The organism is Variovorax sp. CCNWLW186, assembly GCF_037203865.1.
Classification (GTDB): domain Bacteria; phylum Pseudomonadota; class Gammaproteobacteria; order Burkholderiales; family Burkholderiaceae_C; genus Variovorax.
In genome coordinates, this window is record NZ_JBBCBO010000002.1 from 246895 (window position 1) to 273681 (window position 26787).

The 26787-nt window shown below is 64.8% G+C and carries 26 protein-coding genes; 9 read left to right on the forward strand and 17 right to left on the reverse strand.

Annotated features, from left to right (window positions below; all coding sequences use genetic code 11):
* Positions 1 to 29: 29 nt before the first annotated feature.
* Entirely contained in the window at positions 30 to 428 is a 399-nt protein-coding gene (locus tag V9K97_RS03670; protein ID WP_337316286.1) for an OsmC family protein, read from the forward strand.
* Between the two features lie 31 nt (positions 429 to 459).
* On the opposite strand, the gene V9K97_RS03675 is transcribed toward V9K97_RS03670, so the two are convergent.
* Positions 460 to 792 (reverse strand): winged helix-turn-helix transcriptional regulator, encoded by a 333-nt coding sequence (locus V9K97_RS03675; protein WP_337316287.1) that lies wholly within the window; start codon positions 790 to 792, stop codon positions 460 to 462.
* A gap of 78 nt (positions 793 to 870) precedes the next feature.
* Between V9K97_RS03675 and V9K97_RS03680 the strand changes: the two genes are divergently transcribed.
* The 3 genes from V9K97_RS03680 (at position 871) to V9K97_RS03690 (ending at position 3051) form a co-directional block, all read left to right on the forward strand.
* On the forward strand, positions 871 to 1791 hold the full coding sequence (locus V9K97_RS03680) for an NAD(P)-dependent oxidoreductase (RefSeq protein ID WP_443302516.1): 921 nt from the start codon (positions 871 to 873) through the stop codon (positions 1789 to 1791).
* 95 nt (positions 1792 to 1886) lie between these two features.
* A complete protein-coding gene (gene lpxO / locus V9K97_RS03685; protein WP_157615143.1) occupies positions 1887 to 2783 on the forward strand; it encodes a lipid A hydroxylase LpxO in 897 nt (298 codons plus the stop codon).
* A gap of 43 nt (positions 2784 to 2826) precedes the next feature.
* Positions 2827 to 3051: an oxidoreductase-like domain-containing protein gene (locus V9K97_RS03690; protein ID WP_337316291.1), complete on the forward strand. Its 225-nt coding sequence runs from the start codon at positions 2827 to 2829 to the stop codon at positions 3049 to 3051.
* Between the two features lie 5 nt (positions 3052 to 3056).
* Here the strand turns inward: V9K97_RS03690 and V9K97_RS03695 are convergent, their stop codons facing one another.
* From V9K97_RS03695 to V9K97_RS03730, 8 genes are all read right to left on the reverse strand, one after another.
* Positions 3057 to 3533 carry a nucleoside deaminase gene (locus V9K97_RS03695; RefSeq protein ID WP_337316293.1) on the reverse strand — a complete coding sequence of 159 codons (477 nt, stop codon included), beginning with the start codon at positions 3531 to 3533 and terminating at the stop codon, positions 3057 to 3059.
* Positions 3534 to 3543: 10 nt separating this feature from the next.
* The gene (locus V9K97_RS03700; protein ID WP_258501850.1) at positions 3544 to 4314 is read right to left on the reverse strand and encodes an ABC transporter permease; all 771 of its coding nucleotides are present in this window, start codon (positions 4312 to 4314) and stop codon (positions 3544 to 3546) included.
* Positions 4315 to 4323: 9 nt separating this feature from the next.
* The gene (locus tag V9K97_RS03705) at positions 4324 to 5184 is read right to left on the reverse strand and encodes an ABC transporter ATP-binding protein (protein WP_337316478.1); all 861 of its coding nucleotides are present in this window, start codon (positions 5182 to 5184) and stop codon (positions 4324 to 4326) included.
* Complete coding sequence (locus V9K97_RS03710; RefSeq protein WP_258501847.1) at positions 5184 to 6218, reverse strand: ABC transporter substrate-binding protein; 1035 nt, start codon at positions 6216 to 6218, stop codon at positions 5184 to 5186. Before V9K97_RS03710 ends, V9K97_RS03705 begins: the two co-directional genes overlap by 1 nt.
* Positions 6219 to 6452: 234 nt before the next feature.
* Positions 6453 to 7454: a TRAP transporter substrate-binding protein gene (locus V9K97_RS03715; protein ID WP_337316295.1), complete on the reverse strand. Its 1002-nt coding sequence runs from the start codon at positions 7452 to 7454 to the stop codon at positions 6453 to 6455.
* A gap of 45 nt (positions 7455 to 7499) precedes the next feature.
* Positions 7500 to 8765, reverse strand: a complete 1266-nt coding sequence (locus V9K97_RS03720) for a TRAP transporter large permease (RefSeq protein WP_258501844.1) — start codon at positions 8763 to 8765, stop codon at positions 7500 to 7502.
* Between the two features lies 1 nt (position 8766).
* A complete protein-coding gene (locus tag V9K97_RS03725) occupies positions 8767 to 9381 on the reverse strand; it encodes a TRAP transporter small permease (protein WP_337316296.1) in 615 nt (204 codons plus the stop codon).
* A gap of 224 nt (positions 9382 to 9605) precedes the next feature.
* Positions 9606 to 11909 (reverse strand): NADP-dependent malic enzyme, encoded by a 2304-nt coding sequence (locus V9K97_RS03730; protein ID WP_337316297.1) that lies wholly within the window; start codon positions 11907 to 11909, stop codon positions 9606 to 9608.
* 243 nt (positions 11910 to 12152) lie between these two features.
* On the opposite strand from V9K97_RS03730, the gene V9K97_RS03735 reads away from it, so the two are divergent.
* A complete protein-coding gene (locus V9K97_RS03735) occupies positions 12153 to 13493 on the forward strand; it encodes an NAD(P)/FAD-dependent oxidoreductase (protein ID WP_337316298.1) in 1341 nt (446 codons plus the stop codon).
* Positions 13494 to 13502: 9 nt separating this feature from the next.
* Here the strand turns inward: V9K97_RS03735 and V9K97_RS03740 are convergent, their stop codons facing one another.
* The 3 genes from V9K97_RS03740 to gcl are packed head-to-tail and all read right to left on the reverse strand — an operon-like array spanning position 13503 to position 17044.
* Entirely contained in the window at positions 13503 to 14411 is a 909-nt protein-coding gene (locus V9K97_RS03740; protein WP_337316299.1) for a 2-hydroxy-3-oxopropionate reductase, read from the reverse strand.
* A 36-nt stretch (positions 14412 to 14447) separates the two neighbouring features.
* Positions 14448 to 15233 carry a hydroxypyruvate isomerase gene (gene hyi / locus V9K97_RS03745; RefSeq protein ID WP_337316300.1) on the reverse strand — a complete coding sequence of 262 codons (786 nt, stop codon included), beginning with the start codon at positions 15231 to 15233 and terminating at the stop codon, positions 14448 to 14450.
* 17 nt (positions 15234 to 15250) lie between these two features.
* On the reverse strand, positions 15251 to 17044 hold the full coding sequence (gene gcl, locus V9K97_RS03750) for a glyoxylate carboligase (RefSeq protein WP_281146356.1): 1794 nt from the start codon (positions 17042 to 17044) through the stop codon (positions 15251 to 15253).
* Positions 17045 to 17155: 111 nt separating this feature from the next.
* Here gcl and V9K97_RS03755 point away from each other — a divergent pair, with 111 nt between their 5' ends.
* A complete protein-coding gene (locus V9K97_RS03755; RefSeq protein WP_258501835.1) occupies positions 17156 to 18058 on the forward strand; it encodes a LysR family transcriptional regulator in 903 nt (300 codons plus the stop codon).
* Positions 18059 to 18079: 21 nt separating this feature from the next.
* Here V9K97_RS03755 and V9K97_RS03760 read toward each other — a convergent pair whose 3' ends face one another.
* The 5 genes from V9K97_RS03760 to V9K97_RS03780 form a co-directional block, all read right to left on the reverse strand.
* Entirely contained in the window at positions 18080 to 19585 is a 1506-nt protein-coding gene (locus V9K97_RS03760; protein ID WP_337316301.1) for a carotenoid oxygenase family protein, read from the reverse strand.
* 10 nt (positions 19586 to 19595) lie between these two features.
* Positions 19596 to 20000 carry a DUF2141 domain-containing protein gene (locus V9K97_RS03765; RefSeq protein WP_337316303.1) on the reverse strand — a complete coding sequence of 135 codons (405 nt, stop codon included), beginning with the start codon at positions 19998 to 20000 and terminating at the stop codon, positions 19596 to 19598.
* Between the two features lie 204 nt (positions 20001 to 20204).
* Positions 20205 to 21305, reverse strand: a complete 1101-nt coding sequence (locus V9K97_RS03770) for an AI-2E family transporter (RefSeq protein WP_337316305.1) — start codon at positions 21303 to 21305, stop codon at positions 20205 to 20207.
* A gap of 62 nt (positions 21306 to 21367) precedes the next feature.
* Positions 21368 to 22075 (reverse strand): GntR family transcriptional regulator, encoded by a 708-nt coding sequence (locus V9K97_RS03775; protein WP_258501829.1) that lies wholly within the window; start codon positions 22073 to 22075, stop codon positions 21368 to 21370.
* Between the two features lie 5 nt (positions 22076 to 22080).
* Positions 22081 to 23415 (reverse strand): C4-dicarboxylate transporter DctA, encoded by a 1335-nt coding sequence (locus V9K97_RS03780; RefSeq protein WP_337316307.1) that lies wholly within the window; start codon positions 23413 to 23415, stop codon positions 22081 to 22083.
* 615 nt (positions 23416 to 24030) lie between these two features.
* Here V9K97_RS03780 and V9K97_RS03785 point away from each other — a divergent pair.
* The 3 genes from V9K97_RS03785 to V9K97_RS27265 form a co-directional block, all read left to right on the forward strand.
* Complete coding sequence (locus tag V9K97_RS03785) at positions 24031 to 24420, forward strand: DUF4347 domain-containing protein (RefSeq protein ID WP_337316310.1); 390 nt, start codon at positions 24031 to 24033, stop codon at positions 24418 to 24420.
* A 32-nt stretch (positions 24421 to 24452) separates the two neighbouring features.
* Positions 24453 to 24806 (forward strand): hypothetical protein, encoded by a 354-nt coding sequence (locus tag V9K97_RS03790; RefSeq protein WP_337316312.1) that lies wholly within the window; start codon positions 24453 to 24455, stop codon positions 24804 to 24806.
* A gap of 848 nt (positions 24807 to 25654) precedes the next feature.
* The coding region (locus tag V9K97_RS27265) for an Ig-like domain-containing protein (RefSeq protein ID WP_443302526.1) at positions 25655 to 26787 on the forward strand (1133 nt) is incomplete at its 3' end.

Below are 26787 nucleotides of genomic sequence, written 5' to 3' on the forward strand. Positions count from 1 at the left end.
AGCACACCCACACCACCAAGGACATCGGCATGAGCATCACGGTCCGGCGCGACGGCATCACGGGCACGCGTCACATTCTCAAGATTCGCAGCCATGAGATTCCCATCGATGCCTCGCCGGCCGGCGGCGGCAGCGATGCGGGGCCCGAGCCCCACGACCTGTACGACGCCTCGCTCGCGGCCTGCAAGGCGCTCACGGTGTTGATCTACGCGCGCCGCAAGGGCATGCCGGTGGAAGACATCGAAGTGATCATCGACCGCGACGACAGCGAGGAGCGCAAGGGCGTCTACCGGCTGAAGTCGAGCTTGCGCGTGACCGGCGAGCTCACCGAGGCGCAGCGCGACGAACTGCTGCGCGTGGCGGGCAAGTGCCCGGTGCACCGGCTCATGACCGAGGTGAAGACCGAAATCGAAACCGGCTGGGCCTGATCGGCACCGGCACGCGGGGCACCGGCAAAGCTCAGCGTGCCACGCCCGCGCGCTTGGCATAGCGGTCGCCCCAATCCGCCAGCGGCCCGAGTGCCGCATTGAGCGATGCACCGAGCTTCGTCTCCGAATACTCCACCCGCGGCGGCACTTCGTGGAACACCTCGCGGTGCACGATGCCGTCCGCCTCCAGTTCGCGCAACTGCTGGATCAGCATCTTCTCGCTGATGTCCGGCAAGAGCCGCTTCAGCTCGCCGAAGCGGCGCGGCTGCGCATGAAGCTCCCACAGGATCACGGCTTTCCACTTGCCGCCGATGACCTCGAACGCGGGGCCGATGCCGCAGTTGTAGGGTTTTTTTGCTTTCATCCGTTCTTGCCCTTGCTGGTTCGATACATACGTTTTGGTAAGTACCTCACTTTATTGTAGGTACTTGACCGTTGGAGAGTGCAATTCCTACGATGCAGGCCTCTTCACAACTTGCGGACAACTGGCATGAGCAACAAGGAAATTACGGTCTTGGGCCTGGGATCGATGGGCGTGACCATCGCGCGGCTCTACCTCGACAAGGGCTACAAGGTCAGGGTGTGGAACCGCACGGCCGAAAAGGCCACCGCGCTGGTGAGCCGGGGCGCCGTGCTCGCGCGCAGTGCCGCCGAAGCCTTGCGCGCAAGCTCGGTGGCCCTGATGTGCGTGTACGACTACCGCGCGGTTGACGCGATTCTTGGCGCCGCGGGCGTGGCCGCGGCAATGGACGGTCGCCTGCTGGTGCAGCTCACCACCGGCAGTCCGCAGGACGCGCGCGATGCCGAAGCCTGGGCGCACCGCCAGGGCGCGACCTACCTCGAAGGCGCCATACAGGCCGCGCCCGACCAGATGGGGCAGCCCGATACGCCCATTCTCATGTCGGGCGCACAGCACGTGTTTCGCGCGGCCGAACCGTTGCTCGGCGTTCTGGGCGGCGGCATCGTGTACCTGGGCGAAAAGGCGAGCGCCGCCGCGGCCATGGACCTGGCCACGCTGTCGACCATCTACGGCACCATGCTCGGCTTCTTGCACGGCGCGCGCGTGGCCGAGCATGAGGGTTTCGACGTGGCGGAATACGGCCGCATCGTGGCGGGCATCATGCCCACCTTCGCCGGGTTCCTGCAGCACGAAGGCAGTGTCATCCAGTCGGGCAACTTCGCAATATCGCAAAGCCCCATGCGCATTTCGATGGAAGCGACCCAGCGCATCCTGCAGACCGCGCAGCAGGCCGGCATCAATACCGAGTTTCCGACGTTCGCGGCAGGGTTGTTCCAGCGGGCCGATGCAGCGGGGCTGGGTGGGGAGGAACTCGCCGCGCTGATCAAGCTGCTGCGCAGTTGAAGGGCCCGTTAGCGGCCAAAAAAGGGCATGAAATGCCGCGGCAACCGGAAAAAGTGTGAACAATTACACTACGACCCGCTTTACAGGACACTTTAATGAAGTGGGTCATTCTCGCCATCTTCGCGCTCAGCGCACTCTACGTTCACTTCCGCGGCCAGGTCCGGCATCGTTTTTTCAGACAGCTTTCTGATCATTCGACCTTCCTGGCGCCGTTGAACGCCTTCATGTACATCTTCTCGAAGGTGCCGAGCACGCCGTACCTGTCGCCCGCGCAGTTTCCGGAGATGCGCGTGCTCGAAGAGAACTGGGAAGTCATTCGCGAAGAGGCGCTGGCCATGCGCAATGGCGGCAGCATCAAGGCCTCGAGCCAGTTCAACGACGTGGGCTTCAACTCCTTCTTCAAGAGCGGCTGGAAGCGCTTCTACCTCAAGTGGTACGACGATGCGCATCCCTCCGCCGCCGTGCTGTGCCCGCGCACGACCGAGCTGCTGAAAGGCATCGGCACCATCAAGGCCGCCATGTTTGCCGAGCTCCCGCCGGGCAGCCGCCTGGTGCGCCACCGCGACCCGTTTGCGGGCTCGCTGCGCTACCACCTGGGCCTGTGGACGCCGGGCGTGGAGGGCTGCTACATCGACGTGGACGGCCAGCGCTACCACTGGCGCGACGGCGAAGCCGTGGTGTTCGACGAAACCTACATCCACTACGCCGAGAACACGACCGACAAGGACCGCGTGATCCTGTTCTGCGACATCGAGCGTCCGCTCAAGTACCGCTGGGCCAGTGCCGTGAACCGCTGGTTTGCAAAGAACCTGCTGGCCGCGGCCGCTTCGCCCAACGACGTTGGCGACAAGACCGGCGGCATCAACCGCGCGTTCAAGTACATCTACCAGATCCGCGTCATCGGCAAGCGTCTCAAGGCCTGGGACAAGCGAGCGTACTACCTTGTGAAGTGGTCGATCTTCGGCGGCCTTGCGCTCTGGATCTTCTGGTAAGGCCCCAGCCTGCCGCGCGGTCCCCGGCCACCGCTGCCTGCCCATGTCCCTTGCAGACAAAGACCTGCCCGTGCCGGTCGACCTTGCCAGCGCCCAGGCGCTGATCGAGGCCGTTCAGTCCGAGGCCGCTGCGCAGCGGCTCACCCTGCGCTTGCCACCGCCCGAGCCCACCACCTGCTGCGGGCGCGGCTGCAACGGCTGCGTGTGGGAAGGCTGGCTGGCAGCCATTGCGTATTGGCGCGACGAGGCGTCGCTGCTGCTGGCCTAGCGCTACTAACGCGCTTCCCAGAAGCCGCGGTGCGTGGCGATCATCTCTTCCGCTACTTCAGGCACCGGCCCGATCACTTCGATCTTCTTCTGCCCGCGAGCGAACACTTCTCGGCAGGGCAGGCTCAGCGTGGGGTTCTCGGGGTGGTCGCCCGTGAGCGCGAGCAATGCGCTTTCTTCCGCCCCGTAGATAACGCGGCCAATGTTTGCCCAATAGCTGGTGCCCGCACACATTGCGCAAGGCTCGAAGGTTGTCACCAGCGTGCATTGCCACAGGTAGTCTGCCGGCCAGTTTTGCGCGGCATGGCGCGCGAGCGTGGCCTCGGCGTGGTTCACCGTGTCGATGTTGCCCTGCTCGGCGAGGATGGTTTCGCCGTCGGGCGCAACGAGCACGGCACCGAAGGGATGCCGGCCCATCGCCATGGCGCGGCGGGCCACCTCGTCGGCGCGCCGCAGCGCGCGGATGATCTGGTCGCGCGTCATCCGTGGTGCCTTATTGGTTCTGCGAACCGCGGTGCGCCCACCCGGTCGTGTGCTTCTCGATCACGCTGAAGAGCTCATACATCAGCATGGCCATCGCGCCCACCACCATCAGGCCTGCAAAAGCCAGGCCCATCTGCATGGCCGAGCCGGCGGAAATCAGCAGGTAGCCGATGCCTTCGTTGGCCGCCGTCATCTCGCTCACCGTGGTGCCGACAAAAGCCAGCGTGATCGCGACCTTGAGCGAGCCGAAGAAGTAGGGCATGGAGCGCGGCAGGCCGATCTTCACAAGCACATCCCAGCGCTTGGCGCCGAGCACGCGCAGCACGTCTTCCAGCTCGGGCTCCAGCGTGGCAAGGCCGGTGGCAATGTTCACCATGATCGGGAAGAAGCTGATCAGGAAGGCCGTAAGAATGGCCGGCCCGACGCCGATGCCGAACCACACCACCAGGATGGGCACGAAGGCCGCCTTGGGCAGCGCGTTGAAGGCCGTCATGAGCGGGTAAATCGCCGCATACGCGATGCGCGAACTGCCGATCACGAAGCCCAGCAGCACGCCCACCACAATGGCCAGGCCGAAGCCCGCCATCGTGACCCAGAAGGTGCGCCATGCGTGGCCCGCGATGATTTCCTTGAATTCCCAGAACTGGTTCCAGATGCGCAGCGGGCTCGGAAAGATGAAGTCCGACACGCCGAAGCCCGCGCAGATCACCTGCCACAGCAGGATCACTGCCACGAGCAGCAGCCATGGCGACCAGCGTTCGATTTGCTTGGTGTTCTTCATGGCGCGCCTTCAGTGAGACACCGCAGCGGCCGCTGTCTGCGCTGCGCTGATGCCGGTGTTACGGATGGCGCCGATGTGCCCGCGAAGCTCCAGCACGATGTCGGTGAACTCCTTGGTGTAGGTGACTTCCAGCTCGCGCGGACGCGGCAGCTCGATCTCGCGCTTGACCACGAATCGGCCCGGGCTCTTGCTCATCACGTACACCGTGTCGGCCAGGAATACGCTTTCGCGCAGGTCGTGCGTCACCAGGATGACGTTGAACTGCTGCTCGGTCCACAGGTCGCGCAAGATGCACCAGAGCTCTTCGCGCGTGAAGGCGTCGAGCGCGCCGAAGGGCTCGTCGAGCAGCAGCATCTTGGGCTCGTGAATGAGCGCGCGGCAAATGCTTGCGCGCTGCTGCATGCCGCCCGAAAGCTGCCAGGGAAACTTGTCTTCATAGCCCGCAAGGCCCACCTTCTGCAGCAGCTTGCGCGCGCGCTCGACATATTCCTTGCGCTTGGCCTTGAAGCTGGAGCGGTAGGGCTCGACGATTTCGAGCGGCAGCAGCACGTTGTCGACCGTGGTGCGCCACGGCAGCAGCGAAGGCGCCTGAAACGCCATGCCCGAGATCTTGAGCGGCCCGGTCACGGGCTGGCCGTCGATGCGGATCTTGCCCATCGACGGCATCTTCAGCCCCGTGGTGAGCTTCATGAACGTCGACTTGCCGCAGCCCGAGGGCCCGACGATGGCGATGAATTCCCCGCGCTTCACCTTCAGGTCGATGGCCTCGACCGCGAAGTGGTTGGTGCGCAGCAGCTCTTCGTTGTAGGCGAGCCAGACGTCCTGAAAGTCGACGAAGGGAGCCGCGTCCGTGCTCGATGCGTCCGCCATCACTTGCGCAGCACGCCGTTGAGTTCGGCCGCGGGTGGCAGCAGCGCCGCGGTCCACACCGCGTCGGGGCTCACGCGCGTCTTGGTGTTGAATGCGTCAGACACTTGCGAGGCCATCAGCGACATGCGGCCGGCGTTCACGGCGCCGAAGCCGTCGCTGCGCGCATCGGCGCTGTTGATCACGGTGTCGATGGCCAGTTGCAGGCGGCGGGTTTCGAGCTTGCTGTCGATGATGCCGTCGCGCGCCTTCACCGATTCGATGGCCACCGCCGGATTGGCGATGACTTCCTTCGCGCCCTTGGCGAAGGCCGAGAGGAATTTCTTCACTGCCTCGGGGTTCTCCTTGATGAGCTTGGGCGACGCGATGATCACGTTGCCGTAGAGCTTCACGCCGTAGTCGGGGTAGGGCAGCACGACGATGTCGGCCGCCTTGGCGCCGCGTGCTTCCAGGTTGAGAAGCGAGGTGAAGGTGAAGCCCGTGATCGCGTCGATGTCGCCGCGGATCAGCATGGTTTCGCGCAGCGTCGGGTCCATGGCGGTCCAGTTGACTGCGCCGATGTTGTTGGCCTTGGCAAAGATCGGGAATGCGCGGCGGCCCGCGTCGAACACCGGTGCGCCGAGCTTCTTGCCGGCCAGGTCGGCCGGCTTGGTGATGCCGCTCTTCTTCAGCGTCATGACCGAGGCTGGCGTGTTGTTGTAGACCATCATCACCGCGACCGGCTTGTTGGGGCTGTCGGGGTTGTTGGCGTGGAATTCCATCAGCGCGGCAAGGTCGGCAAAGCCCATTTCGTAGGCGCCGGAGGCCACGCGCGTGACGGTGCCTCCCGAGCCATTGCCCGCGTCGATGGTCACGTCCAGGCCGGCGGCCTTGAAGTAGCCCTTGGCGGCGGGGTGCAGGAACAGCGCGGCCGGCCCTTCGAAGCGCCAGTCGAGCTGGAACTTGATCGGCGTCGTGGTCTGGGCAAGGGCCGAAGAAAGACCGAAGCTGAGGGCCGAGGCGGCGAGGAAGGACTGGAGCAGTTGGCGCTTGTTCATGCGAAATCCGTTGGAGGTGAATGCTTCTGCATTCAAGCAAAAACGGTGCCCGCACGCGATTGGTGCGAACCCTCCCGATGAACTGCCGCAGTGCAAAGTTGGGGCGCGGGCGTGGCTATGCGCACCCGTTTTGTGAGTTCTCGCGGATTTCAGCCGAAAGAAGCTTGAAGCTTGAACCAATTTGGGGCGCTGGCTTGCCGGCCGGCGCCCTAAGTGCCGGCCTCGCGCGCAGGTTCAGAGGGCGGCGCCGATCTTGCGCAGCTCGGCGATCTGCGGCGCCTTGGGCAGCCAGATCTTGTCGAACTCCGCAATGATCGGCGCGGGGTTGTAGCCGGCATCGCTCTTGATGGTGATGCCGCTCGTCTTGAACTTGTCGATCAGGCCGAGTTCGGTGGTCACGATGTCCCTGATCTGCGCGTCGAGTGACTGCTTCACCAGGTCGGTGATGAGCGACTTGTCCTTGGCGTCCAGCGTCTGCCAGATACGGCCCGAGACCAGCGGTGCAAAGGGCATGAACAGCGCATTCATCGGCAGCATGGTTTTCGCGACCCGGTCGAAGCGCTGGTTCCATGAAAACTCGATGTCCGCCTCCAGCCCGTCGACCTGGCCGTTCGACATGGCGTCGAAAACGGCGGGCGTGGGAATCGGCGTGGGGGCGGCGCCGAGCAATTGATAGAAGTCGCGGTACACCGGCGTCGGGTTGATGCGCAGCTTCATGCCCTTGAGGTCGGTGGGCGTGGAAATGGGCTTGGTCGAAAACACCACCCGCATGCCGGTGATGCCCCAGCCCAGGCCGATGGTGCCGGTTTCGCGTGGCAGCACGTCGAGCAGCTTGAGCGCGGCCGGCGTTCGCACCAGCGAGGCCACGTTGGTGGTGGAGCGCACGAGGTAGGGCGCGTTGATGGCCGCCACGCTCGAGACGCGCGAGCCGAGCTCGGCCGCCTGGATCCAGCCCATGTCCAGCGCGCCCGATTGCAGCTGCTGCATCATGGCCGATTCGTTGCCCAATTGGCCCGAGTGGAACACCGTGGCGCTCAGGCGGCCATCGGTCGCCTTCTTGAGTGCTTCGCCAAAGCCCACCGCGGCGCGGTTCCACGAGTGGCCGGCCGGCGTGATGAGGCCGAGTCGGAACTCCTTGGCGGCCGCTGCACGCGACACGGTGCTGAACAGGGCGGACGACGCGGCGGCGGTACCGGCGGCGGCCTGGACGACGAATTTGCGGCGGGAGAGGGACATGCGAGGCTCCGGTTGAGTGAAGGAAAAACGGGGGGCTTGTCGGGCTTACTTGAGCAAGGCCAGCGACAGGCTCGGAAAGAGCGACAGCAGCACCAGCGCCGCGCAGCAGATCAGGAAGAACGGCAGCGTCACGATGAACATCTTTCCGGGCTTGGCGCCGGTGACGGCCGAAGCCACGAAGAAGCTCAGCCCCACGGGCGGCGTCATCAGCCCGAGCACCAGGTTGATCACCACCACCACGCCGAAGTGGCGCGGATCGATGCCGTAGATCTCCGTGGCAATGGGCAGCAGGATCGGCACGGTCATGATCAACCCCGGAATGCCGTCGATCACCGTGCCGATCACCAGCAGGATCAGGTTCACCAGCAGCAAGAAGGCGATAGGGTCCTTCGCCACCGTCTGGATCCATGCGGCCGTGGCCTGCGGCACCTTGCCGTAGATCAGGAGCCACGAGAACACCGCCGCCGCGGCTACCAAAAAGAGCACCACCGCCGAGTAGATTGCCGACTTCAACAGGATCTGCGGAATCATCGCGAAGCGGAATTCCTTGGTGACATAGCGGCCGATCAGCACCGCGGCCACCGCGCCCACCGCCGCCGATTCCGTCGGGTTGGCCACGCCGCCGAGGATGGAGCCGACGATCACGATGGGAATCAGCAGCGTGGGGCAGGCCGTGAGAATGGTGTGCAGCCGCTGCCTGATGGTGCGCTTTGCGGTGCGCGGATAGTTGTAGATCACGCCCATGCATGCGATCACGATGAAGAACAGCACCGTGAGAATCACCCCGGGAATGATGCCGGCAATGAGCATGTCGCCCACCGCCACCTGCGCCAGCACGCTGTACACCACGAACATCACCGACGGCGGAATGATCGGCCCCAGCATGCCGCCGTACACCGTGATGCCGGCGGCAAAGGTCTTGTCGTAGCCCTGCTTCTCCATCTCGGGCACCATGATCTGGCTCATGATGGCCACCTGCGCCGTGGCCGAGCCGATGATCGACGACACCAGCATGTTGGCCAGGATGTTCACGTAGGCCAGGCCGCCCTTCACCGAGCCGATGAAGGCCAGCGCCAGGTCGACCAGCCGCTTGGTGATGCCGCCGCCGTTCATGACCTCGCCGATCAGGATGAACAGCGGAATTGCAATGAGGCTGTAGCTGTCGACACCGCCGAACATCTGCACCGGAAACGACTGGAAGAGCACCGTGTCGCCCGAGTTGAGGATGTAGACGATGCCCGCAAGGCACAGGCAGGCGCCGATCGGCACGCCGACCAGCATGATCAACAGGAAGAATGCGGAGGTCAGCATGTCAGTTCACCGCGTCCGCGTTGGTCACATGGAACTCGGCGTGCGTGCGCCGGGGCTGCAGGCCAAGGTCTTCGAGCAGGTTGGACAGCGCATGCAGGCTGAGCGTGGCCGAGAAGACCGGCAGGATCAGCTGGACGGCCCAGGCCGGCCAGTTGAGCGTTTGCGTGCGCTCGGTATAAAGAAAGTTGAAGGACTCGGCCGCGTATTCCTTGGCATCGAAGCCATGGCGCACGATGCCCACCGGGTCCATGTAGAGCCAGCACATGGCCAGCAGCGCAAGGCCGAGCAGCAGCACGCCGCCCGAAGCGGCGGCCTTGGCAATGCGCACCGCTTTTTCGCCGAGCTTGTCGGTGAGCAGCGTCACTGCAAAGTCCAGCCGCAGCCGCGTCATTGCCGAGGCGCCGATGAAGGTGAGCCACACCACGCAGTACACCGAGGCCTCGTCCACCCAATAAAGGGGCACGCCGCTGTAGCGCGTGACCACGTTCAGCAGCACCAGCACCATGAGCAGGCCCATCAGCCCGGAAAGCAGGCGGCGCTCCCAGCGCAGGACGAAGTCGGACGCATCGAGCACCCGGCGGGAAAAGCCCCCGCGTTCCAAGGCGTGTTCTTCCATGTGAGAAGAGAAAAGAGGTGAAGGTTGACGAAGGGCAGAAGGCCGTGATTTCAATAAATATATTAATAAGATATTTAAGATATCCGCTCAGGGTATTAGCAGATTGCATGCCAGCCGAAAAAGTGTTGAGCGGGCGGAAACGGTGCATGCCCGTAGCGCGCCGCAATGAAAAACGCCCCGCTGCGTGCGGCAGCGAGGCGTCGGTGAAATGAAGGCGGGGGCCGTTACTTCAATGCGGTCGTCGCATTCGCCACCGCCAGTGCCGTCATGTTGACCACGCGCCGCACCGTCGACGAAGGTGTGAGCACATGCGCCGAGCCCGAGGCGCCCAGCAGGATGGGGCCGACCGTGATGCCGTTCGCGCCCGTCATCTTCAGCACGTTGTAGAGGATGTGGGCGGAGTCCAGGTTCGGGCACACCAGCAGGTTGGCCTCGCCGGTGAGCGTGGTCTCGGGCAGCGCGACGCGGCGCACTTCTTCGGACAGTGCGGAGTCGCCGTGCATTTCGCCGTCGCATTCGATGTCGGGCGCCATCTGCGCGAACAGGTCGCGCGCCAACCGCATCTTGCGTGCCGAGCCGCGGCTCGAGGTGCCGTAGTTCGAGTGCGAAAGAAAGGCCACCTTCGGCGGCAGCCCGAACCGGCGCACCTCTTCGGCTGCCATCATCGCGATGCTGGCGAGCAGTTCGGCGCTCGGGTCCTCGTTCACGTTGGTGTCGGTAATGAACACCGTGCGCTTTTCGAGCGTGAGTGCGTTCAGCGTGGCAAAGCCCGGTGCGCCGCGCTTCAGGCCGATGAGGTTGCGGATGTGCTCCAGGTGCACGTCGAAGCGCCCCACCAGCCCGCAGATCATGGCGTCGGCATCGCCCAGGTGCAGCATCAGCGCCGCAATGATGGTGTTGGAGCGGCGCACCATGGTCTTGGCGGCCTCGGGCGTTACGCCGCGGCGGCCCATGAGCTTGTGAAAGCTCTCCCAGTAGATGCGAAAGCGCGGGTCGTCTTCGGGGTCGACAATTTCAACGTCGGTGCCCACGCGGATGTGCAGGCCGGCCTTCTTGATGCGCGCCTCGATCACCGCGGGGCGACCGACCAGAATGGGCTGCGCCAGGCCTTCGTCCACCGCCAGTTGCGCGGCGCGCAGCACGCGCTCGTCTTCGCCCTCGGCATAGGCCACGCGCTTGGCGGCGGCGATCTTGGCGGCGCTGAACACCGGGCGCATGAACATGCCGGTCTGGTAGACGAAGCGCGTCAGGTGCTGGCGGTAGGCGTCCATGTCCTCGATGGGCCGCGCGGCCACGCCGGATGCGTGCGCCGCCTTGGCCACGGCCGGCGCAATGCGCAGGATGAGCCGCGAATCGAAGGGCTTGGGAATGATGTAGTCGGGCCCGAACGACAGCTCCTGGCCGGCATAGGCCGTGGCCACCTCTTCGCTGATGTCGGCCTTGGTGAGCTCGGCGATCTCGCGCACGCAGGCCAGCTTCATTTCTTCCGTGATCTTGCTGGCGCCGCAGTCGAGCGCGCCGCGGAAGATGTACGGGAAGCACAGCACGTTGTTCACCTGGTTCGGGTAGTCGGAACGGCCGGTGGCAATGATGCAGTCGGGCCGCACGGCCTTGGCAAGTTCGGGCCGGATCTCGGGCTCGGGGTTGGCCAGCGCCAGGATGATCGGCTGCGTGCCCATGGTCTTGACCATCTCGGCGCTCATCACGCCCGGGGCCGAGCAGCCGAGGAACACATCGGCGTCCTTCACCACGTCGGCCAGGGTGCGGGCGCCGGTGTCCTTTTGCGCGTAGCGCGCCTTGGAGTCGTCGAAGCCGCCCGCGCGTCCCATGTAGATCAGGCCCTTGGAGTCGCAGGCGTAGATGTTGGCGGGCTTGGCGCCCAGGCCCACCATCACGTCGAGGCAGGCAATGGCGGCCGCGCCGGCGCCCGAGACGGCAATCTTCACGTCCTCGATCTTCTTGCCGACCAGTTCGAGCCCGTTGATCAGCGCCGCGGCCGAGATGATGGCCGTGCCGTGCTGGTCGTCATGGAACACCGGAATGTTCATGCGCTCGCGCAGCTTCTTCTCGATGTAGAAGCACTCGGGGGCCTTGATGTCCTCGAGGTTGATGCCGCCCAGCGTGGGCTCCAGCGCCGCGATGATGTCGACCAGCTTGTCGGGGTCGGTCTCGGCCAGTTCGATGTCGAACACGTCGATGCCGGCGAATTTCTTGAACAGGCAGCCCTTGCCTTCCATCACCGGCTTGGCGGCCAGCGGGCCGATGTTGCCCAGGCCCAGCACCGCCGTGCCGTTGGTGACGACGCCCACCAGGTTGCCGCGCGCGGTGAAGTCGGCCGCCAGCGACGGGTCGGCCGCGATGTCGAGGCAGGGGTAGGCCACACCGGGCGAATAGGCCAGGGACAGGTCGCGCTGGTTCAGGAGCGGCTTGGTGGGCGTGACCGAAATCTTGCCCTTGACGGGCGAGCGGTGGTATTCGCGCGCTGCATCGCGAAGAGCTTCTTCTGCGGGGGAGAGGGGTGCAGCCATGAAATGTCTCCTTGTTTCTGACGGGCAATGAGGCTACCGCAAAAGCATGGCTTGTTCCCAAAGGGGAAATGCCGAAAACGCCTGACCCCATAGCCTGCGCGGAACCGAAGCGCCGGTTCGCTAAACTCCGAAAGTGTTGGCCAAGGGCAACCAAGGTTAAACAAGGCAATGCAGAGCCGTGCAGCCAAGGCCGCCGGCCATCGTCAATCAAGACACACAAAAGACAACGAAGAGGGGCAGCGCATGACACCCGGAGCTTTCACCACCACCGACCCCGACGTCGTGGTCATCGGCGGCGGGCCTTCGGGCTCGACCGTGGCGGCGCTGCTTGCGGACAAGGGGCACGATGTGGTGCTGATCGAGAAGGCGCAGCACCCGCGCTTTCACATCGGCGAGTCGCTGCTGCCCATGAACATGCCGCTTTTCGACCGGCTGGGCGTGCGCACCGAGGTCGAAGCCATCGGCATCAAGAAGCACGGCGCCGAGTTTGTCTCGCCTTGGCACGACCACTCGAGCCACTTCGACTTCGGCGAGGCCATGGACAAGAGCTTTCCGTACGCCGTGCACGTGCGCCGCTCCGAGTTCGACGAACTGCTGTTCCGCCATGCCGGCAAGCTTGGTGCACGCACCTTCGAAGGCCAGCGCGTGACAGGTGTCGACATGGACGCCGGCAAGGGCACGGCCGACAACCGCGCGCTGGTGAAGGTCAAGGCCGACGACGGCACCGAGACCCAGTGGCGCCCGCGCTTCGTCATCGATGCCAGCGGCCGCGACACGCTGCTGTCGAGCCAGTTCGACGCCAAGCAGCGCAACCGCAAGCATGCGAGTGCGGCGCTCTACGGCCACTTTGCCAATGCGGAGCGCCGCCCGGGCCGCTTCGAGGGCAACATCTCGCTCTTCTGGTTCGACCATGGCTGGTTCTGGTACATCCCGCTGAAGGACGGCACAGTGAGCGTGGGCGCCGTGGCCTCGCCCGCGTACTTTAAGCGCCGCCAGGGCAAGTCGCTCGAAGAATTCCTGATGGAAACCATCGCGCTCGCACCCAAGCTGGCCGCACGCCTGAAGAACGCCACGCTGATGGAAGGCGCCACCGCCACGGGCAACTACGCCTACGACTCCAAGTTCTGCCGCGGCGACCGCTTCATGATGGTGGGCGACGCCTACGCATTCGTCGACCCGATGTTTTCTTCGGGCGTGTACCTGGCAATGAACAGCGGCTTCGAGGCGGCCAAGGCGGCCGACCTGTGGCTCAGGGGCGAGGTGAAGGAGGCCGAAAAGGCCTTCCGCCACTACGAGAAGGTGATGAAGCGCGGACCGAAGATGTTCTCGTGGTTCATCTACCGCATCACGTCGCCGGCCATTCGCCGGCTGTTCATGGCGCCACGCAACATCTGGCGCATGCAGGAGGCGCTGTTGTCCATACTGGCGGGCGACCTGTTCCGCGACACGCCCATCGGCCCGCGTTTCTGGGGCTTCAAGGTAACGTACTACGCCTCGTGCGTCGGCATCCTGCCGCAGGCCGTGAAGACCTGGGCCTGGCGCCGGCGCAACCTCAAGGAATCGCTAGAGGCTGCAAAGACCTGAGCCGCAGGCTCAGTCCGGCGTAACGGTGTGCTGCGCGAGCGCTTCGAGCGCGCGCACCAGTGCCGAATGGTCCTGCTGGCCGTGGCCGAGGGCCGCGCAGGCGTTCATCAGCTGCGCCGCGCCCGCCGTCTGCGGCAGGGCCACACCCAGCGCCCGCGCACTTTGCAGCGCCAGGTTCAGGTCCTTCTGGTGCAGCGAGATGCGGAAGCCCGGTGCAAAGGTGCGCTTGATCATGCGCTCGCCATGCACTTCGAGAATGCGCGAGCTTGCAAAGCCGCCCATCAGCGCCTGTCGCACCTTGGCCGGATCGGCGCCTGCCTTGGAGGCAAACAGCAGCGCCTCGCCCACCGCTGCGATGTTCAGCGCCACGATGATCTGGTTGGCTACCTTGCAGACCTGGCCGTCCCCCACGTTGCCGACCAGCGTGACGTTCTTGCCCATTTTCTCGAGCAGCGGCCTTACTTGGCCGAAGGTGCCTTCGTCGCCGCCGCACATGATGGTGAGGCTCGCGGCCTTGGCGCCCACTTCGCCGCCCGAAACCGGCGCGTCGATGTAGCCGCAGCCCAGCGCGAGGATGCGCTTGGCAAAAGCCTTGGTGGCAATCGGATCGATCGAGCTGCAGTCGACCACGATCTTGCCGCGCGAATCTTTCAGGCCTTCGGCCACGCCCTGCGTGCCCGGCTCGCCGAACAGCACTTTTTCCACGTCGGGCGTGTCGGGCACCATGATGAAGATCACGTCGGCCTGGCGCGCCACCTCGGCCGCCGAGGCGCAGATGGTCGCTTTCGAGATGAAAGGCTCGGGCGTGTTGCCCTGGGTGTTCACGAACAGCTGGTAGCCCGCGTCGAGCAGATGGCCCGCCATGGGCGCGCCCATGATGCCGAGACCGATGAATCCGATTTTTTGAGATTGCGACATGTCTTCAGTTTCCTAAGATGCTGTTGTTGTGTGGGTTCACTTCTGCTGCGTCAGGGCCTGCCGCCAGCCCAGGCCTTCGGCGGTGGTGGCGCGCGGCTTGTATTCGCAGCCGATCCAGCCGTCGTAGCCGATCGAATCGATGTGCCTGAAAAGCCACGGGTAGTTGATTTCGCCCGTGCCCGGTTCGCCGCGCCCGGGGTTGTCGGCCAACTGGATGTGGCCGATGCGCGCGAGGTTCTTCGACAGCGTGCTGCCGAGCTCGCCTTCCATGCGCTGCGCGTGATAGATGTCGTATTGCACCCGCAGGTTGGAAGAGCCCACTTCGTCGATCAGCGCCAGCGCCTGGTCGGTGCGAGTGAGAAAGAAGCCCGGAATGTCGAAGGTATTGATGGGCTCGATCAAAAGCCGCAGGCCGGCCGCCTCGAGCTCGCTAGCGGCAAGGCGTAGGTTCTCGACCACGGTCTTGTGAGCGGCCTCGGTGCTCACGCCGGCCGGCACCTTGCCGACCAGGCAATTGAGTTGCGGGCAGCCCAGGGCGGTGGCGTAGTCGATGGCCATGGCAATGCCTTCGCGGAATTCGCCGGTGCGGTCGGGGTGGCAAGCAATGCCGCGCTCGCCCTTGTCCCAGTCGCCGGCGGGCAGGTTGTGCAGCACCTGCTGCAAACCGTTGGCGCGCAGCGCGGCGGTGAGCTCCTTCTTTTCGAAGGGGTAGGGGAAGAGGTATTCCACCGCCTCGAAACCCGCCTTGGCGGCGGCCTCGAAGCGTTGCATGAACGGCAGCTCGGTGAAGAGCATCGTGAGGTTGGCTGCGAACTTGGGCATGGCGTGTGTCTCCTCGTTCAGTCCAGCATCTCGGCCGCAACGGCGGTGGGCGCATCGGCCGGGTGTTCGGCCAGGGGCTCGAACTCGGTGATGTTGTCGATCTCCGTGCCCATCGCGATGTTGGTCACGCGCTCGAGCATCACTTCGATGACGACCGGCACGCTGAACTCGGCCATCAGCGCTTCGGCGCGCTGGATGGCCGGTGCGATCTCTTCCTGCTTGTTCACGCGAATCGCCTTGCAGCCCAGGCCTTCGACCACTTTCAGGTGATCGACGCCGTAGCTGCTCTCGATGCCGGCATCGGGCCCGGCGTTGATGTTGTCGAACGCGAGCTGCACGCAGTAGTCCATCTCGAAGCCGCGCTGCGCCTGGCGGATCAACCCAAGGTACGAGTTGTTGACCACGATGTGGATGTAAGGCAGCTTGAACTGCGCACCCACGGCCAGCTCTTCGATCATGAACTGGAAGTCGTAGTCGCCCGAGAGTGCGACGATCTTGCGCGACGGATCGGCGGCCCGCACGCCCAGCGCGGCGGGAATGGTCCAGCCCAGCGGGCCGGCCTGCCCGCAGTTGATCCAGTGGCGCGGGTTGTACACATGCAGGAACTGCGCGGCCGCAATCTGCGAGAGCCCGATGGTGCTCACGTAGCAGGTGTCGTTGCTGAAGTTGTTGTTCATGCACTGGTACACGCGCTGCGGCTTCATCGGCACGTCGTCGAAGTTGGTCTTGCGCAGCATGGTCTTCTTGCGCTCGATGCACGACTTGGCCCACGCGCGGCGGTCGGTGAGCTTGCCGGCGGCCTTCATCTCCTCGGCCACTTCGACGAAGAGCGTGAGCGCGGCCTTGGCGTCCGACACGATGCCGAAGTCGGGCGTGAACACGCGGCCGATCTGCGTGGGCTCGATGTCCACGTGCACGAAGGTGCGGCCCTTGGTGTAGACATCGACCGAGCCCGTGTGGCGGTTGGCCCAGCGGTTGCCGATGCCCAGCACGAAGTCGCTCGCCAGCATGGTCGCATTGCCGTAGCGGTGGCTGGTCTGCAGGCCGCACATGCCGGCCATCAGCGGATGGTCGTCGGGAATCGCGCCCCAGCCCATCAGCGTGGGAATCACCGGCACGCCGGTGGCTTCGGCAAAGCGCACGAGCAGGTCGGATGCATCGGCGTTGATGACGCCGCCGCCAGCCACGATGAGCGGGCGCTCGGCCGCCTGGAGCATGCCGATGGCCTTCTCGATCTGGGCGCGCGTGGCAGCGGGCTTGTAGGGGGTGAGCGGCTCGTAGCTGTCGATGTCGAACTCGATCTCGGCCATCTGCACGTCGAAGGGCAGGTCCACCAGCACCGGGCCGGGGCGTCCCGAGCGCATCAGGTGAAAGGCCTGCTGGAACACCTGCGGCACCTGGCCCGGCTCGCGCACGGTGACCGACCACTTGGTGACTGGCTTGGAGATCGACTCGATATCGACCGCCTGGAAGTCTTCCTTGTAGAGCCGTGCGCGGGGCGCCTGGCCGGTGATGCAGAGGATGGGAATCGAATCGGCCCAGGCCGAATACAGGCCCGTGATCATGTCGGTGCCCGCCGGGCCCGAGGTGCCGATGCACACGCCGATGTTGCCCGCCACGGCGCGCGTGTAGCCCTCGGCCATGTGCGAGGCGCCTTCCACGTGGCGCGCGAGGATGTGCGAAATGCTGCCGCGCTGGCGCAGCGCCGAATACATCGGGTTGATGGCGGCACCGGGCACGCCGAAGGCCTGCGTCACGCCTTCTTTTTCCATCACCAGCACGGCGGCCTGGACCGCTTTCATTTTTGCCATGGGACTGTCTCCTTGAGTTGGGGCCACTGTAGGAAGCACGGGCCATTCGAAGAAGACGGCTACGGACCATAAAAGCTATTCCATCTTGGAATAAGTGATTACGATCCGGCCATGGACAGATTGTTGGCAATGGAAATGTTCGTGCGTGTGGTGGAGACCGGCAGCTTCTCGAAGGCGGCGCTCGAGTTCCACACCACGCAGCCTACCGTGACCAAGCAGGTCGCGGCCACCGAGGCACGGCTGAAGGTGCGGCTGCTCAACCGCAACACGCGCGGCGTGAGCCTGACCGAACCGGGTGCGCTCTACTACGAGAAGTGCAAGAACATCGTGCGCGAGGCCGAGGAGGCCGAAAGCATCGTGCAACTGCGGCAGAACCAAGCGCAGGGCCTCTTGCGCGTGGGCACGTCGGTGGCCTTTGGCCGCCGCGTGGTGGTGCCTCTGGCACTCGAATACATGCGTCGGCATCCGCAGGTGCAGCTCGACCTGAGCTTCGAGGACCGCTATGTGGACTTGATTGCGCAGGGCATCGACGTGGCCATTCGCATGGGCAAGCTGGCCGATTCGTCGCTGGGCGCGCGCTACCTCGGCACCAACCCCTGGGCCATGGTGGCGGCGCCGGGCTACCTGAAGAAGCACGGCACCCCCAAGCGCGCGCAAGACCTGAGCGCGCATGTGGCGCTCATCTACAGCAGCGTGGTGGGCGACGAGTTCTGGCGCATGCACACGCCCAAGGGCGACCCGGTGACGGTGCCCGTCTCGGGTCGCTTCCGCTCCAACAACCTTTCCGCGGTGCTGGCCGCGGCGCGCGACGGCCTGGGCATTGCGCTCATGCCGCGCTACGTGGCGAGCGAATCGCTGGCCTCAGGCAAGGTGCTCGAAGTGCTGGCCGACCATAAGCTGCCCGAGCAGGAAATCCACGCCGTCTTTCCCTCGCCAAAGCTGGTGCCGGGCAAGGTGTCGGGCTTCGTGGCCTTCCTGCAGGGGCGTTTTGCCGAAGGGTGGTGGGGCGGCTGACCGTGCCCACCGTCTTCTTCTTCAGGCTGGCACGAAGGCGCCGTGCAGGCCCAGCGGCAGTGCGTAAGGCAGCGTGGCCTGCGCCACCGGGCCGGCCGCCAGGTGGTCGGCCGCGAAGCACGACAGCACGGTCTTCTGCCGACCGAAATCGAGCACCGTGCCCAGCACCCAGCCTGGCCTGGTGCCGTCCGGCACGAAGACATGCTCTTCCACGATGGCCTGCGCCCCGTAGCTGAAGCGCTGGCTGCGACCGGTCTCGACATCCGTGCGCGCGACAGCGCCGAAGCCTGGCACATCGGGGCGCGTCTGCGTGGCATGAACCACCTGGCGATGGCGCAGGCCGACGCGCCGCGGGTCGATGCGCGGAAATTCGGCTTCCTGCGCCAGCGCCTGCTGCATGGCCTTGCCCGTGCCGAGGTTCAGCGTGGCGACGGTCAGGTGCGGGTCCGTGCTCTTCACGCGGCGCGCGCGCATCACTTCGCGGTTGGTCGTGAACACCGAATCGGCGTTGTCTGAACGCACGTAGTCGATGTGGATGAGCGTGCCGCGCGGGGTGTCTTCTTCCCAGGCATTGCCCACATGGAACAAGAAGCCGGCCGGCAGTGTGAGCATCTGGCGTCGCTCCCAGTTCTGCTTGTCGATCACCAGCGCGCGCATGCCAAGTTCCGGCCGCCAGACGTGGGCATCGAGAAAGCTCGCACCGGCCTCCTTGCGCTTGGCGTCGTACACCAGTGGCGGCATCAGGAACACCAGGTGCCGCTCGGTCACGGCGAAGTCATGGACCATCGGCATGTCGGCCAGCGGCACCACGGCTGCGCGCCGCAGCGTGCCTTCGGGCGCAATCTCGTACAGCGCCAGCAGGCCCTGGCCGGAACTCACGCCGAAGTTCCACACCGTGCCGTCCGGATCGACCTTGGGATGGGCCGAGAACGGCATCCCCGCGAGGTCGGCCCGCCAGGTCTTCAGGCCCAGCGTGTCCAGCGTGTGCGCGTCGACACGCGTGGCTGAGCCGCCTTCCCACAGCGCCAGCACCTCGCCGCGCATCGGCAGCACGCTGGTGTTGGCGACGTTGATGCTGTCGGCCGAGGTCGGCGGCACGACGCCCGGCGGCATGGTGCCGAAGGCCTCGAACAGGCGGCGGCCGGCCCGCACCTCGGCCACGCGCTTGGGCGTGGCGACATAGCGGCCCTGGTACCGCACGTCGATCCCGTCGATCGTGAAGCGATGCACCATGCCGTCGCCGTCGAACCAGTGGTGGTAGCGCTGGCCGCCCAGGTCGTGGCCGGCCGGGCCGATGCGAAACAGCGTGCCGGCCACGGCATCCGGGAAGCGTCCGCGCACCGCGGCGCGGGTCAGCGGGAGGTCGTCCGGGGGCGTGGCGAAGCCGGTCTTCCAGGGCGTGCCGGCGGCTTCGAACTGGGCTTGCCAGTCGTCCGTGCCGGCCGCGCGGGCCAGCGGTGCCAAGAGGGGCAGGAGAGGCAGGGCGCTGGCCGAAGCCAGCCGGCGCAGGAGTTCGCGTCGTTCCATGGCGGTTTCCTCAGCGCAGGTGAATGACGGTCTGCAGGTCGGCGTCGACGCTGATCGCTGCGGCTTCGAAGGCGGGTGCGGCGCGGTTGCCCTTCGCGTCGTTCGAGAAGCCGTAGCGCTCGGTCGGCATGCCCATCATGTTGGTGTCGAGCTTGCCATTGCCGTTTTCGTCGGCGAACGCCCTCAGAGCGTAGCGCCCCGGCGCGAGTCCTGTGAACACGAGCCGGGCCTTGCCGCCCTGCATCGGCGCGGTCTGCGACGCCACGGCCTTGCTGTCGGCGTAGCTGGCGGCGTCGTTGTACAGCGCAACATACAGCGTGGCTTCGGCAGCCGGCCCGTCGGCCACGCTCAGGCTGAGGTCGGCCGCAAGCGCGCCCAGCGGCGCAAGAAGTGCGGCGGCGCACAGGGTGCTCATGATGTGTGCGCCAGGCCGGGGCAGGAGGGCAGGAAAATGCATGGGAGACCTCGTCTTGGAAGTTGGAGGTCCGACGATCCCGCAGGCGCCGTGCGCTGCCCAGCGCCATGCGACGAAATGCGGCAGCGCCCGCGCCAGATGCACACGGCAGGCGCAAGGCGCGCCCGCTTCAGCCGCTCCAGGCTGGCGCCAGTGGAGCTTTGTTCAGTTGCTCTTGTCGTCGCCCGCGTCGGCCGAACCCGCGCCGGGCGGGTTTTCCCATTGCCCCGATTCCACGAACAGGCTCCACGCCGCCATGAAGAGCGCGGCAATCACCGGGCCGACCACGAAGCCGTTGATGCCGAAGATCGCCATGCCCCCGATGGTCGACATCAGCACGATGTAGTCGGGCATCTGCGTGTCCTTGCCCACCAGCACCGGCCGCAGGATGTTGTCGACCAGCCCGATCACGAACACGCCCACGAAGATCAGGATGCCGCCCTGCCAGAAGTGGCCCGTGGCAAGGAAGTAGATGGCCACCGGCCCCCAGATAAGGGCCGCGCCCACCGCCGGCAGCAGCGAGAGAAACGCCATCAGCACCGCCCACAGCAGCGCGCCCTGCACGCCCAGCAGCCAGAAGGCGATACCGCCGATGGCGCCCTGCGCAATGGCCACCGCCACGTTGCCCTTCACGGTGGCGCGGATCACGGTCGTGAACTTGTTGAGCAGGTAGTGCGTGTGCGGCTTGGCAAGGGGTACTGCTTCGCGCATGGTCTTGGAAAGCGCCGAGCCGTCGCGCACCAGGAAGTACAGCAGGTACAGCATCACGAAGAAGCTGATGAGGAAGTCGAAGGTGTTCTGGCCGATGGTGAGCGCCTGGCCCGCGATGAGCTGGCTGCCCTGCGCCGCCCCGGCGGAGATGCGTTCCTGCCAGGCTTCCATGTCGCCCAGGTTGAAGCGGTCGAAGATGTTCAGCAGCCATTGCGGCATGGCGTTGAGGATCTGCTGGAAGTAGGCCGCGAAGTTGATCTGCCCCGAGCGGATGCTCTGCGTGACCTGCACGATCTCCTGCACCAGCGATACGCCGACCATGGCCAGCGGAAGAATCACGATGAACAGGCAGATGGTCAATGTCGACAGCGCGGCGGCGTTGCGCTTGCCCGGCATTTTCTTGAGCAGCCACTTGTACAGCGGCGTGAACAGGATGGCCAGCGCCACCCCCCACAGCACCGCGCCGAAGAAGGGCACCAGCACCCAGAGAAAGGCGACCGTGACGATGGCGAGCAGGGCGAGGAATACGCCGCGCTGGAGTTGGGGTGAATTCATATGTGACTCGGACTGTAGCCGAGCCTGAACGCACGTTTGTGTCGGTCGAAATGCCTAGTCGGCTAGCGCCTCGCGCGCGGCAGCGCCACCGGGGACAAGGTGGCGCGCAGGCGCGCCGGCGCGTCGGGCCCGGCGGTGGTGTCTACCTCGAGCGAACGCTCGACATTGCCGATGTGGTCGATCATCAGCTTGCGCGCCGTGGCGGTGTCGCCGGCCTCCAGCGCGGCGACGATGGCGCCGTGCTCCGCGCAAGACTGGCCGGCCTCATGCTTCGACTGGTAGAGCGTGGCCGCCAGCGTGGTGCGGGCCGTGAGGTCGCGCAGCACGTCGACCAGCAGCTGGTGCCCCATCTGCTCGGCCAGGCACACATGAAAGTCGGCCAACAGGAAGGCGCGCGTGGCGGCGTCGGCGCCCTCGATGGCACGCTGCTCGTCGGCAATGTGGTCGCGCAGCTTGCGTATGGCCTTTTGCAGCGGCCGGCCCTCGCTTTCGGCCAGGATGCCGGCCTCGACGATGCGCCGGGCCGAGAAAGCGTCGCGCGCTTCCTCGGCCGAGGGCTCCACCACGTACCAGCCGCGGCGCGACTGCACCTCGACGAAGCCGCGCGCCTGCAGCTGCATGAGCGCTTCGCGCACCATGGTGCGGCTGACCGCGAAGTTCTCGGCCAGCGCCTGCTCGCCGAGCCGCTCGCCCGGCGCGAGCTTCTGCGCGAGGATGGCCTCGACCACGCGCTCGGCAATGGAGGTGGGATTGACGTTGTCGGCAGCCATCGGTTTCAGTGGCTGCCGGCGCCCGCGCCAAGGGGTACCGCCGGCAGGTCGGGTTCGGCCAGCGGTTCGTCGTCGGGCGCGTAGGTGCCGTTGAGCACGGCGTGGGCCCGCTCGCGGTCGATGTCGCCCTCCCAGGCTGCCACGGCCACCGTGGCCACGCAGTTGCCGATCAGGTTGCCCAGTGCGCGGGCAATGCCCATGAACCAGTCGACCGAGAGCACCAGCACCAGCCCGATGGCCGGGATGGCTGGAATCGCGTGCAACGTGGCGGCCAGCACCACGATGGCCGAGCCCGGCACGCCGTGCGCGCCCTTGGAGGTGACCAGCGCAATGGCCAGGATGGTCAGCAGGTCCGACATCGAGATCGGCGTGTTGGTGGCCTGCGCAATGAACACCGCCGCCAGCGTGATGTAGATCGAAAACGCGTCCAGGTTGAACGAGTAGCCCGTGGGAATCACCAGGCCCACGGTCGAATCGCGAATGCCCATGCGGCGCAGCTTGGCCATGATCTGCGGCAGCACGCTGTCCGACGAGGTGGTGGCAAACACGATGGCGAGCTCTTCGCGCAGGTAGCGCAGCAGCTTGAAGAGGCTGAACCCCGACATGCGCATGACCAGCCCGAGCACCACGAAAACGAACACCAGCACCGCGCCGTAGAAGAGCGCGACCAGCATGCCCAGTTGCTTGAGCGAACCGATGCCGTATTTGCCCACCGTGAACGCAATGGCGCCCAGCACACCCAGCGGCGCCAGCTTGATGATGATGCCCATGATCTTGAACAGCACCAGCGAAAGCGAGTCCACCACCGCGCTCACCGGCTTGCCGCGCTCGCCCAGCAAAGACAGCGCGCAGCCGAACAGCACCGCGAACAGCAGCACCTGCAGCACGTCGCCGGTGGCAAAGGCGTTGACCACCGTGGTCGGAATCAGCTTCATCAGGAACTCGACCGTGCCGCCGCTCGTGAGCTTGTCGGCGTTCGAGGCATAGGCGCTCATGGCGCCGGCGTCGAGCTTGCCCGGGTCCACGTTCATGCCTACGCCCGGCTCGAACACGAAGGCCAGCACCAGGCCCATGGCCAGAGCGATGGTGGTCAGCACCTCGAAGTAGATCAGCGCCTTCACGCCGACCCGGCCCACGCGCTTCAGGTCGCCCGCGCCGGCAATGCCGTGCACCACCACGCAGAACACCAGCACCGGGATGATCATCTTGATCAGCTTGATGAAACCGTCGCCAAGCGGCTTGAGCTTGACGGCGAACTCCGGCACGAAGAGGCCGGCCAGCACGCCGAGCACCAGCGCAATGACGACCTGGCCGAATAGGGATTTGACGAAGCGGGGCATGGAGGAACCTTCCATCGGGGTTGAATGCAAGATTGGGGAAATCTTGTATGCAAGCAATGTAGGCAAGAAAGGGCGCTTGTGCAGCAGGGTATTCCCGGGCGGGGTGGGTGGCTATGACCGCTACATCAGTTGGGAGACCATCGATGGTCCGTTTTTTCTTCGATCCAGTGCGGCGCCGGTCCATCGGACTCGAGCGCCAACCGAGACGAATCCATTCGCCCGGTGCTTGCACCGTTATGGATTGCCCGATGCGTATGCGTCCCGAGTTTCGGTGGATGTTGATCTATTCGATTTCATTGATGGCGTTCAGCGATGTGATCCGTGCAGGGAATTAGCCGGGACGCGACGCCCCGCTCCCGCGCGCGCTCGACCGCGCTTGCTTGTGCTCCCCAGCTAAGCGTCGTTTCCAGCCTCAGGCGCGGCGGTCCCCCGCAAACGGCCGTGCGGCCGCTCCAGTCGCACTCACAACTGCGGTTCAACTGCGACAGACGTGCAACTCGTACTTGGGGACTATTTCACGGAATCGTCCGCTTTCTTCTAGGGCAATGATGCCATTGTTAGCGGGGTATGCCGGTTTTTCCTTTTATGACAATGACTTAGCCAATAAATAAGGCGATGACACTGCATTTTGAATTCTTGGGCAAAGGGCGGGTTTGCAATCAGAATCGCGGCGCCGTTAACAATTGTTTCATTCGAGAGCAGTTGTGTAGCGGCGTTCAGCTGAAAACTTTCATGCACAAGCTCCGGTTTCTTCGTTCTCGCGCCCACGGCATTGCCGCGCTGCACATCCTGAGCAAGGGCAGCATGGGCGAGATCACCCTTGGCAACGAGCAAGTCGACAGGGCTTCGCTCAACCGCTCGGCGCAAGTCTGGCGCGCCATTGGCACAAGCCTCGCCGTCGGCGCCGACATCCTGCTCCACGGTTGGGACGTGATGGCAGACGGCGGGCAGTGCACGGCAGTCTCGACACCTCAGATTTCCAGTTTGCCTAAGTGTGCTGCGTGAGGGCGGCACTGCCGGTCATCTGTGCAAAAAACATGGACAAACATACCAACGAGCAAGTCGTGCGTCCTGCAGAGGTACCTCCGAACGTGCCAGCGGAGGTCACGATTGAGCGAGCCATGCTGCAGCGAGACCCACAGCTGCGTTCGGCGATGCGGACCTTGACGGAAGCGCTCAGCAAGGCGACCGACACTGCCGCCCACCTCGTGCAGCTGAACAACCCGGCAGAAGCGCTCAGGTTGCAAGATTTCCTCAGGGCCGCTGAGAGCAGGGGTGAGCTCGATGCAGCCACGCTCGCAGGCGAAATCCAGGTGCTGGCACTTAGACTTCTGCGGTTGGAATCGGCATTGGCACGGGCAATTCGCCGGGCGCGGCGTCGTGCTGCCTAGGAGCATCGAAATGATCGGCCGCAGGGCGGTCGCTCCAACGGGTTTGGTAATCATCGTGGTGCCGAGCTCTCGCACATGCTTCGGGTGGAAAGTCCTCTTGCAGGCAGTGGACGGACCCTTGATCGCCCCTCGCATTTGCAGGGGCCGAGTCAAGCGGGAAATATCCTGAACAGCCTGCCGTAAGCCAAAGGGGAGCGCATACCGATCGGACGCTTGGAGAGCCCGTCGGAAAACGCGCTCCACATCGCCCCCACACTCGTAGATAGCGCTTTCGCAGCCTCATGGCGCCCCTCGCACCACCGATATTTTGTAACAAAAAGATGCCGTCCTCGGCACCCAGTGTGACCGTTCGGTCTTTTGGGCACCAGCTCATGCACCACTGTGGAGCATTTACTGAGCAACTGAGCGTATCGAGCGCGGTCGCAGTCGCGTCCGCCTAGGTTCTACATGAATTTGATGTGAAAAAAATCACGCCTAAAAAACATCGGCAGCAATTCGCCGAAAACTCATGGGCTATTCAGCCTTCGGCGTAATTATGTGAATAACTCACATTTAAAAAAGCACTGCGTGCAATTGCGATGCGGGTATGTGCTCATTTGGCAAATCGGCGGGCTTATGCCACCGCGTCTCTGGTGCCAAGGTCTGCAAGAACAAGCCTTCACTCGCAATAACCCTGGGGTCGGGCAAAGATCGCCAATTAATTCACATTTGTTAATTTTTCATTGTTATGGATTGCAGATGTTGCAAGGTTTGTATCTAGCATCGGCGCCGTTGCGGAATCAAACCAATTGGTCAATCCGCCAGTCCAGAGTCGGAGCGCTGCCGACTCATCACCCTCAATTAAGAAGATGAAGCAAATACAAGTTGTTCCCAAGGATGGTGGCGCAGTTGTCGATACCCGTGTCGAAGCGCTCTCTCTCGATAAGGCCTCTGTCATCCACCTGAAGATCGCTCCGGAGAGCGTCGTCAGATATGAACGAAGAGGCGGCGATCTGGTCTTGTCCCTGCGCGACGGCACTTCCACCGTTCTGCAAGGCTTTTTCAACGAGTATCCGCAAGGCGGCCGCAACGATCTCGTCCTGGAGGACGAGGCAGGTGTGCTCTGGTGGGGGCAGTACACCGGACCCTGGTCCGAGTTCCACTTCACCGAGATTGAATGGCTCGACGGCGTTCCCGTGGCTGCGGCATCGGATGGCTTGCCTGGCTGGCTCGTCGCAGGTCTGGCGCTGCTGGGCGTCGGCGTTGCGGCAGGCGCAGGTGGCGGTGGAGGAGGTGGTGGGGGGTTCTCCCTGCCTCCGGTTGCGCAGCCGCCCTTGAACAGAGCGCCAACGGGTGAGCCCGATTCGGTTGTAGTTCGCGTTGGCCACAGCGGGAACGGGACTGTGGTCAGTCGTGATCCCGATGGAGACACGCTGACCTATACGCTTGGCCAACCTCCGGCGCATGGCACGGTCGTGATCGACCCCCAAACGGGCAAGTACACGTACACGCCCGAACCTGGGTACGAGGGCCCGGACAGCTTCACTGTCGTCATCAGCGACGGAAGAGGCGGGACGACCGCCAGCACGGTCGACGTGTCGGTGCAGCCGAACAGCCAGCCGACCGTTCCGGACTATGCAGTGACCACCCCCGAGGACACGCCGCTGGCGGGCCAGGTGACCGGCGTCGACCTGGACGGCGACAGCCTGACCTATGTGGTGGGCACGCCGCCGGCCAATGGCACGGTGACCGTCAACCCCGATGGCACCTACACGTACACGCCGGGCACGAACTTCAATGGCACCGACAGCTTCACTGTCGTTGTCAGCGACGGCAACGGCGGCACGACCACGAGCACCGTGGAAGTGACGGTCGGCCCGACCAACGATGCGCCCACCGTTCCGAACTACACGCTGACCACGCCAGAGGACACGCCCGTGGCCGGCCAGGTGACCGGTGTCGACCTCGACGGCGACAGCCTGACCTACGTGGTGGGCACGCC

Coding starts and splice junctions, on each gene's coding strand:
- V9K97_RS03670 (WP_337316286.1), top strand. CDS start 30: ATGAGCATCACGGTCCGGCGCGACGGCATCACGGGCACGCGTCACATT.
- V9K97_RS03675 (WP_337316287.1), bottom strand. CDS start 792: ATGAAAGCAAAAAAACCCTACAACTGCGGCATCGGCCCCGCGTTCGAG.
- lpxO (WP_157615143.1), top strand. CDS start 1,887: ATGAAGTGGGTCATTCTCGCCATCTTCGCGCTCAGCGCACTCTACGTT.
- V9K97_RS03690 (WP_337316291.1), top strand. CDS start 2,827: ATGTCCCTTGCAGACAAAGACCTGCCCGTGCCGGTCGACCTTGCCAGC.
- V9K97_RS03695 (WP_337316293.1), bottom strand. CDS start 3,533: ATGACGCGCGACCAGATCATCCGCGCGCTGCGGCGCGCCGACGAGGTG.
- V9K97_RS03700 (WP_258501850.1), bottom strand. CDS start 4,314: ATGAAGAACACCAAGCAAATCGAACGCTGGTCGCCATGGCTGCTGCTC.
- V9K97_RS03705 (WP_337316478.1), bottom strand. CDS start 5,184: ATGGCGGACGCATCGAGCACGGACGCGGCTCCCTTCGTCGACTTTCAG.
- V9K97_RS03710 (WP_258501847.1), bottom strand. CDS start 6,218: ATGAACAAGCGCCAACTGCTCCAGTCCTTCCTCGCCGCCTCGGCCCTC.
- V9K97_RS03715 (WP_337316295.1), bottom strand. CDS start 7,454: ATGTCCCTCTCCCGCCGCAAATTCGTCGTCCAGGCCGCCGCCGGTACC.
- V9K97_RS03720 (WP_258501844.1), bottom strand. CDS start 8,765: ATGCTGACCTCCGCATTCTTCCTGTTGATCATGCTGGTCGGCGTGCCG.
- V9K97_RS03725 (WP_337316296.1), bottom strand. CDS start 9,381: ATGGAAGAACACGCCTTGGAACGCGGGGGCTTTTCCCGCCGGGTGCTC.
- V9K97_RS03730 (WP_337316297.1), bottom strand. CDS start 11,909: ATGGCTGCACCCCTCTCCCCCGCAGAAGAAGCTCTTCGCGATGCAGCG.
- V9K97_RS03735 (WP_337316298.1), top strand. CDS start 12,153: ATGACACCCGGAGCTTTCACCACCACCGACCCCGACGTCGTGGTCATC.
- V9K97_RS03740 (WP_337316299.1), bottom strand. CDS start 14,411: ATGTCGCAATCTCAAAAAATCGGATTCATCGGTCTCGGCATCATGGGC.
- hyi (WP_337316300.1), bottom strand. CDS start 15,233: ATGCCCAAGTTCGCAGCCAACCTCACGATGCTCTTCACCGAGCTGCCG.
- gcl (WP_281146356.1), bottom strand. CDS start 17,044: ATGGCAAAAATGAAAGCGGTCCAGGCCGCCGTGCTGGTGATGGAAAAA.
- V9K97_RS03755 (WP_258501835.1), top strand. CDS start 17,156: ATGGACAGATTGTTGGCAATGGAAATGTTCGTGCGTGTGGTGGAGACC.
- V9K97_RS03760 (WP_337316301.1), bottom strand. CDS start 19,585: ATGGAACGACGCGAACTCCTGCGCCGGCTGGCTTCGGCCAGCGCCCTG.
- V9K97_RS03765 (WP_337316303.1), bottom strand. CDS start 20,000: ATGAGCACCCTGTGCGCCGCCGCACTTCTTGCGCCGCTGGGCGCGCTT.
- V9K97_RS03770 (WP_337316305.1), bottom strand. CDS start 21,305: ATGAATTCACCCCAACTCCAGCGCGGCGTATTCCTCGCCCTGCTCGCC.
- V9K97_RS03775 (WP_258501829.1), bottom strand. CDS start 22,075: ATGGCTGCCGACAACGTCAATCCCACCTCCATTGCCGAGCGCGTGGTC.
- V9K97_RS03780 (WP_337316307.1), bottom strand. CDS start 23,415: ATGCCCCGCTTCGTCAAATCCCTATTCGGCCAGGTCGTCATTGCGCTG.
- V9K97_RS03785 (WP_337316310.1), top strand. CDS start 24,031: ATGACACTGCATTTTGAATTCTTGGGCAAAGGGCGGGTTTGCAATCAG.
- V9K97_RS03790 (WP_337316312.1), top strand. CDS start 24,453: ATGGACAAACATACCAACGAGCAAGTCGTGCGTCCTGCAGAGGTACCT.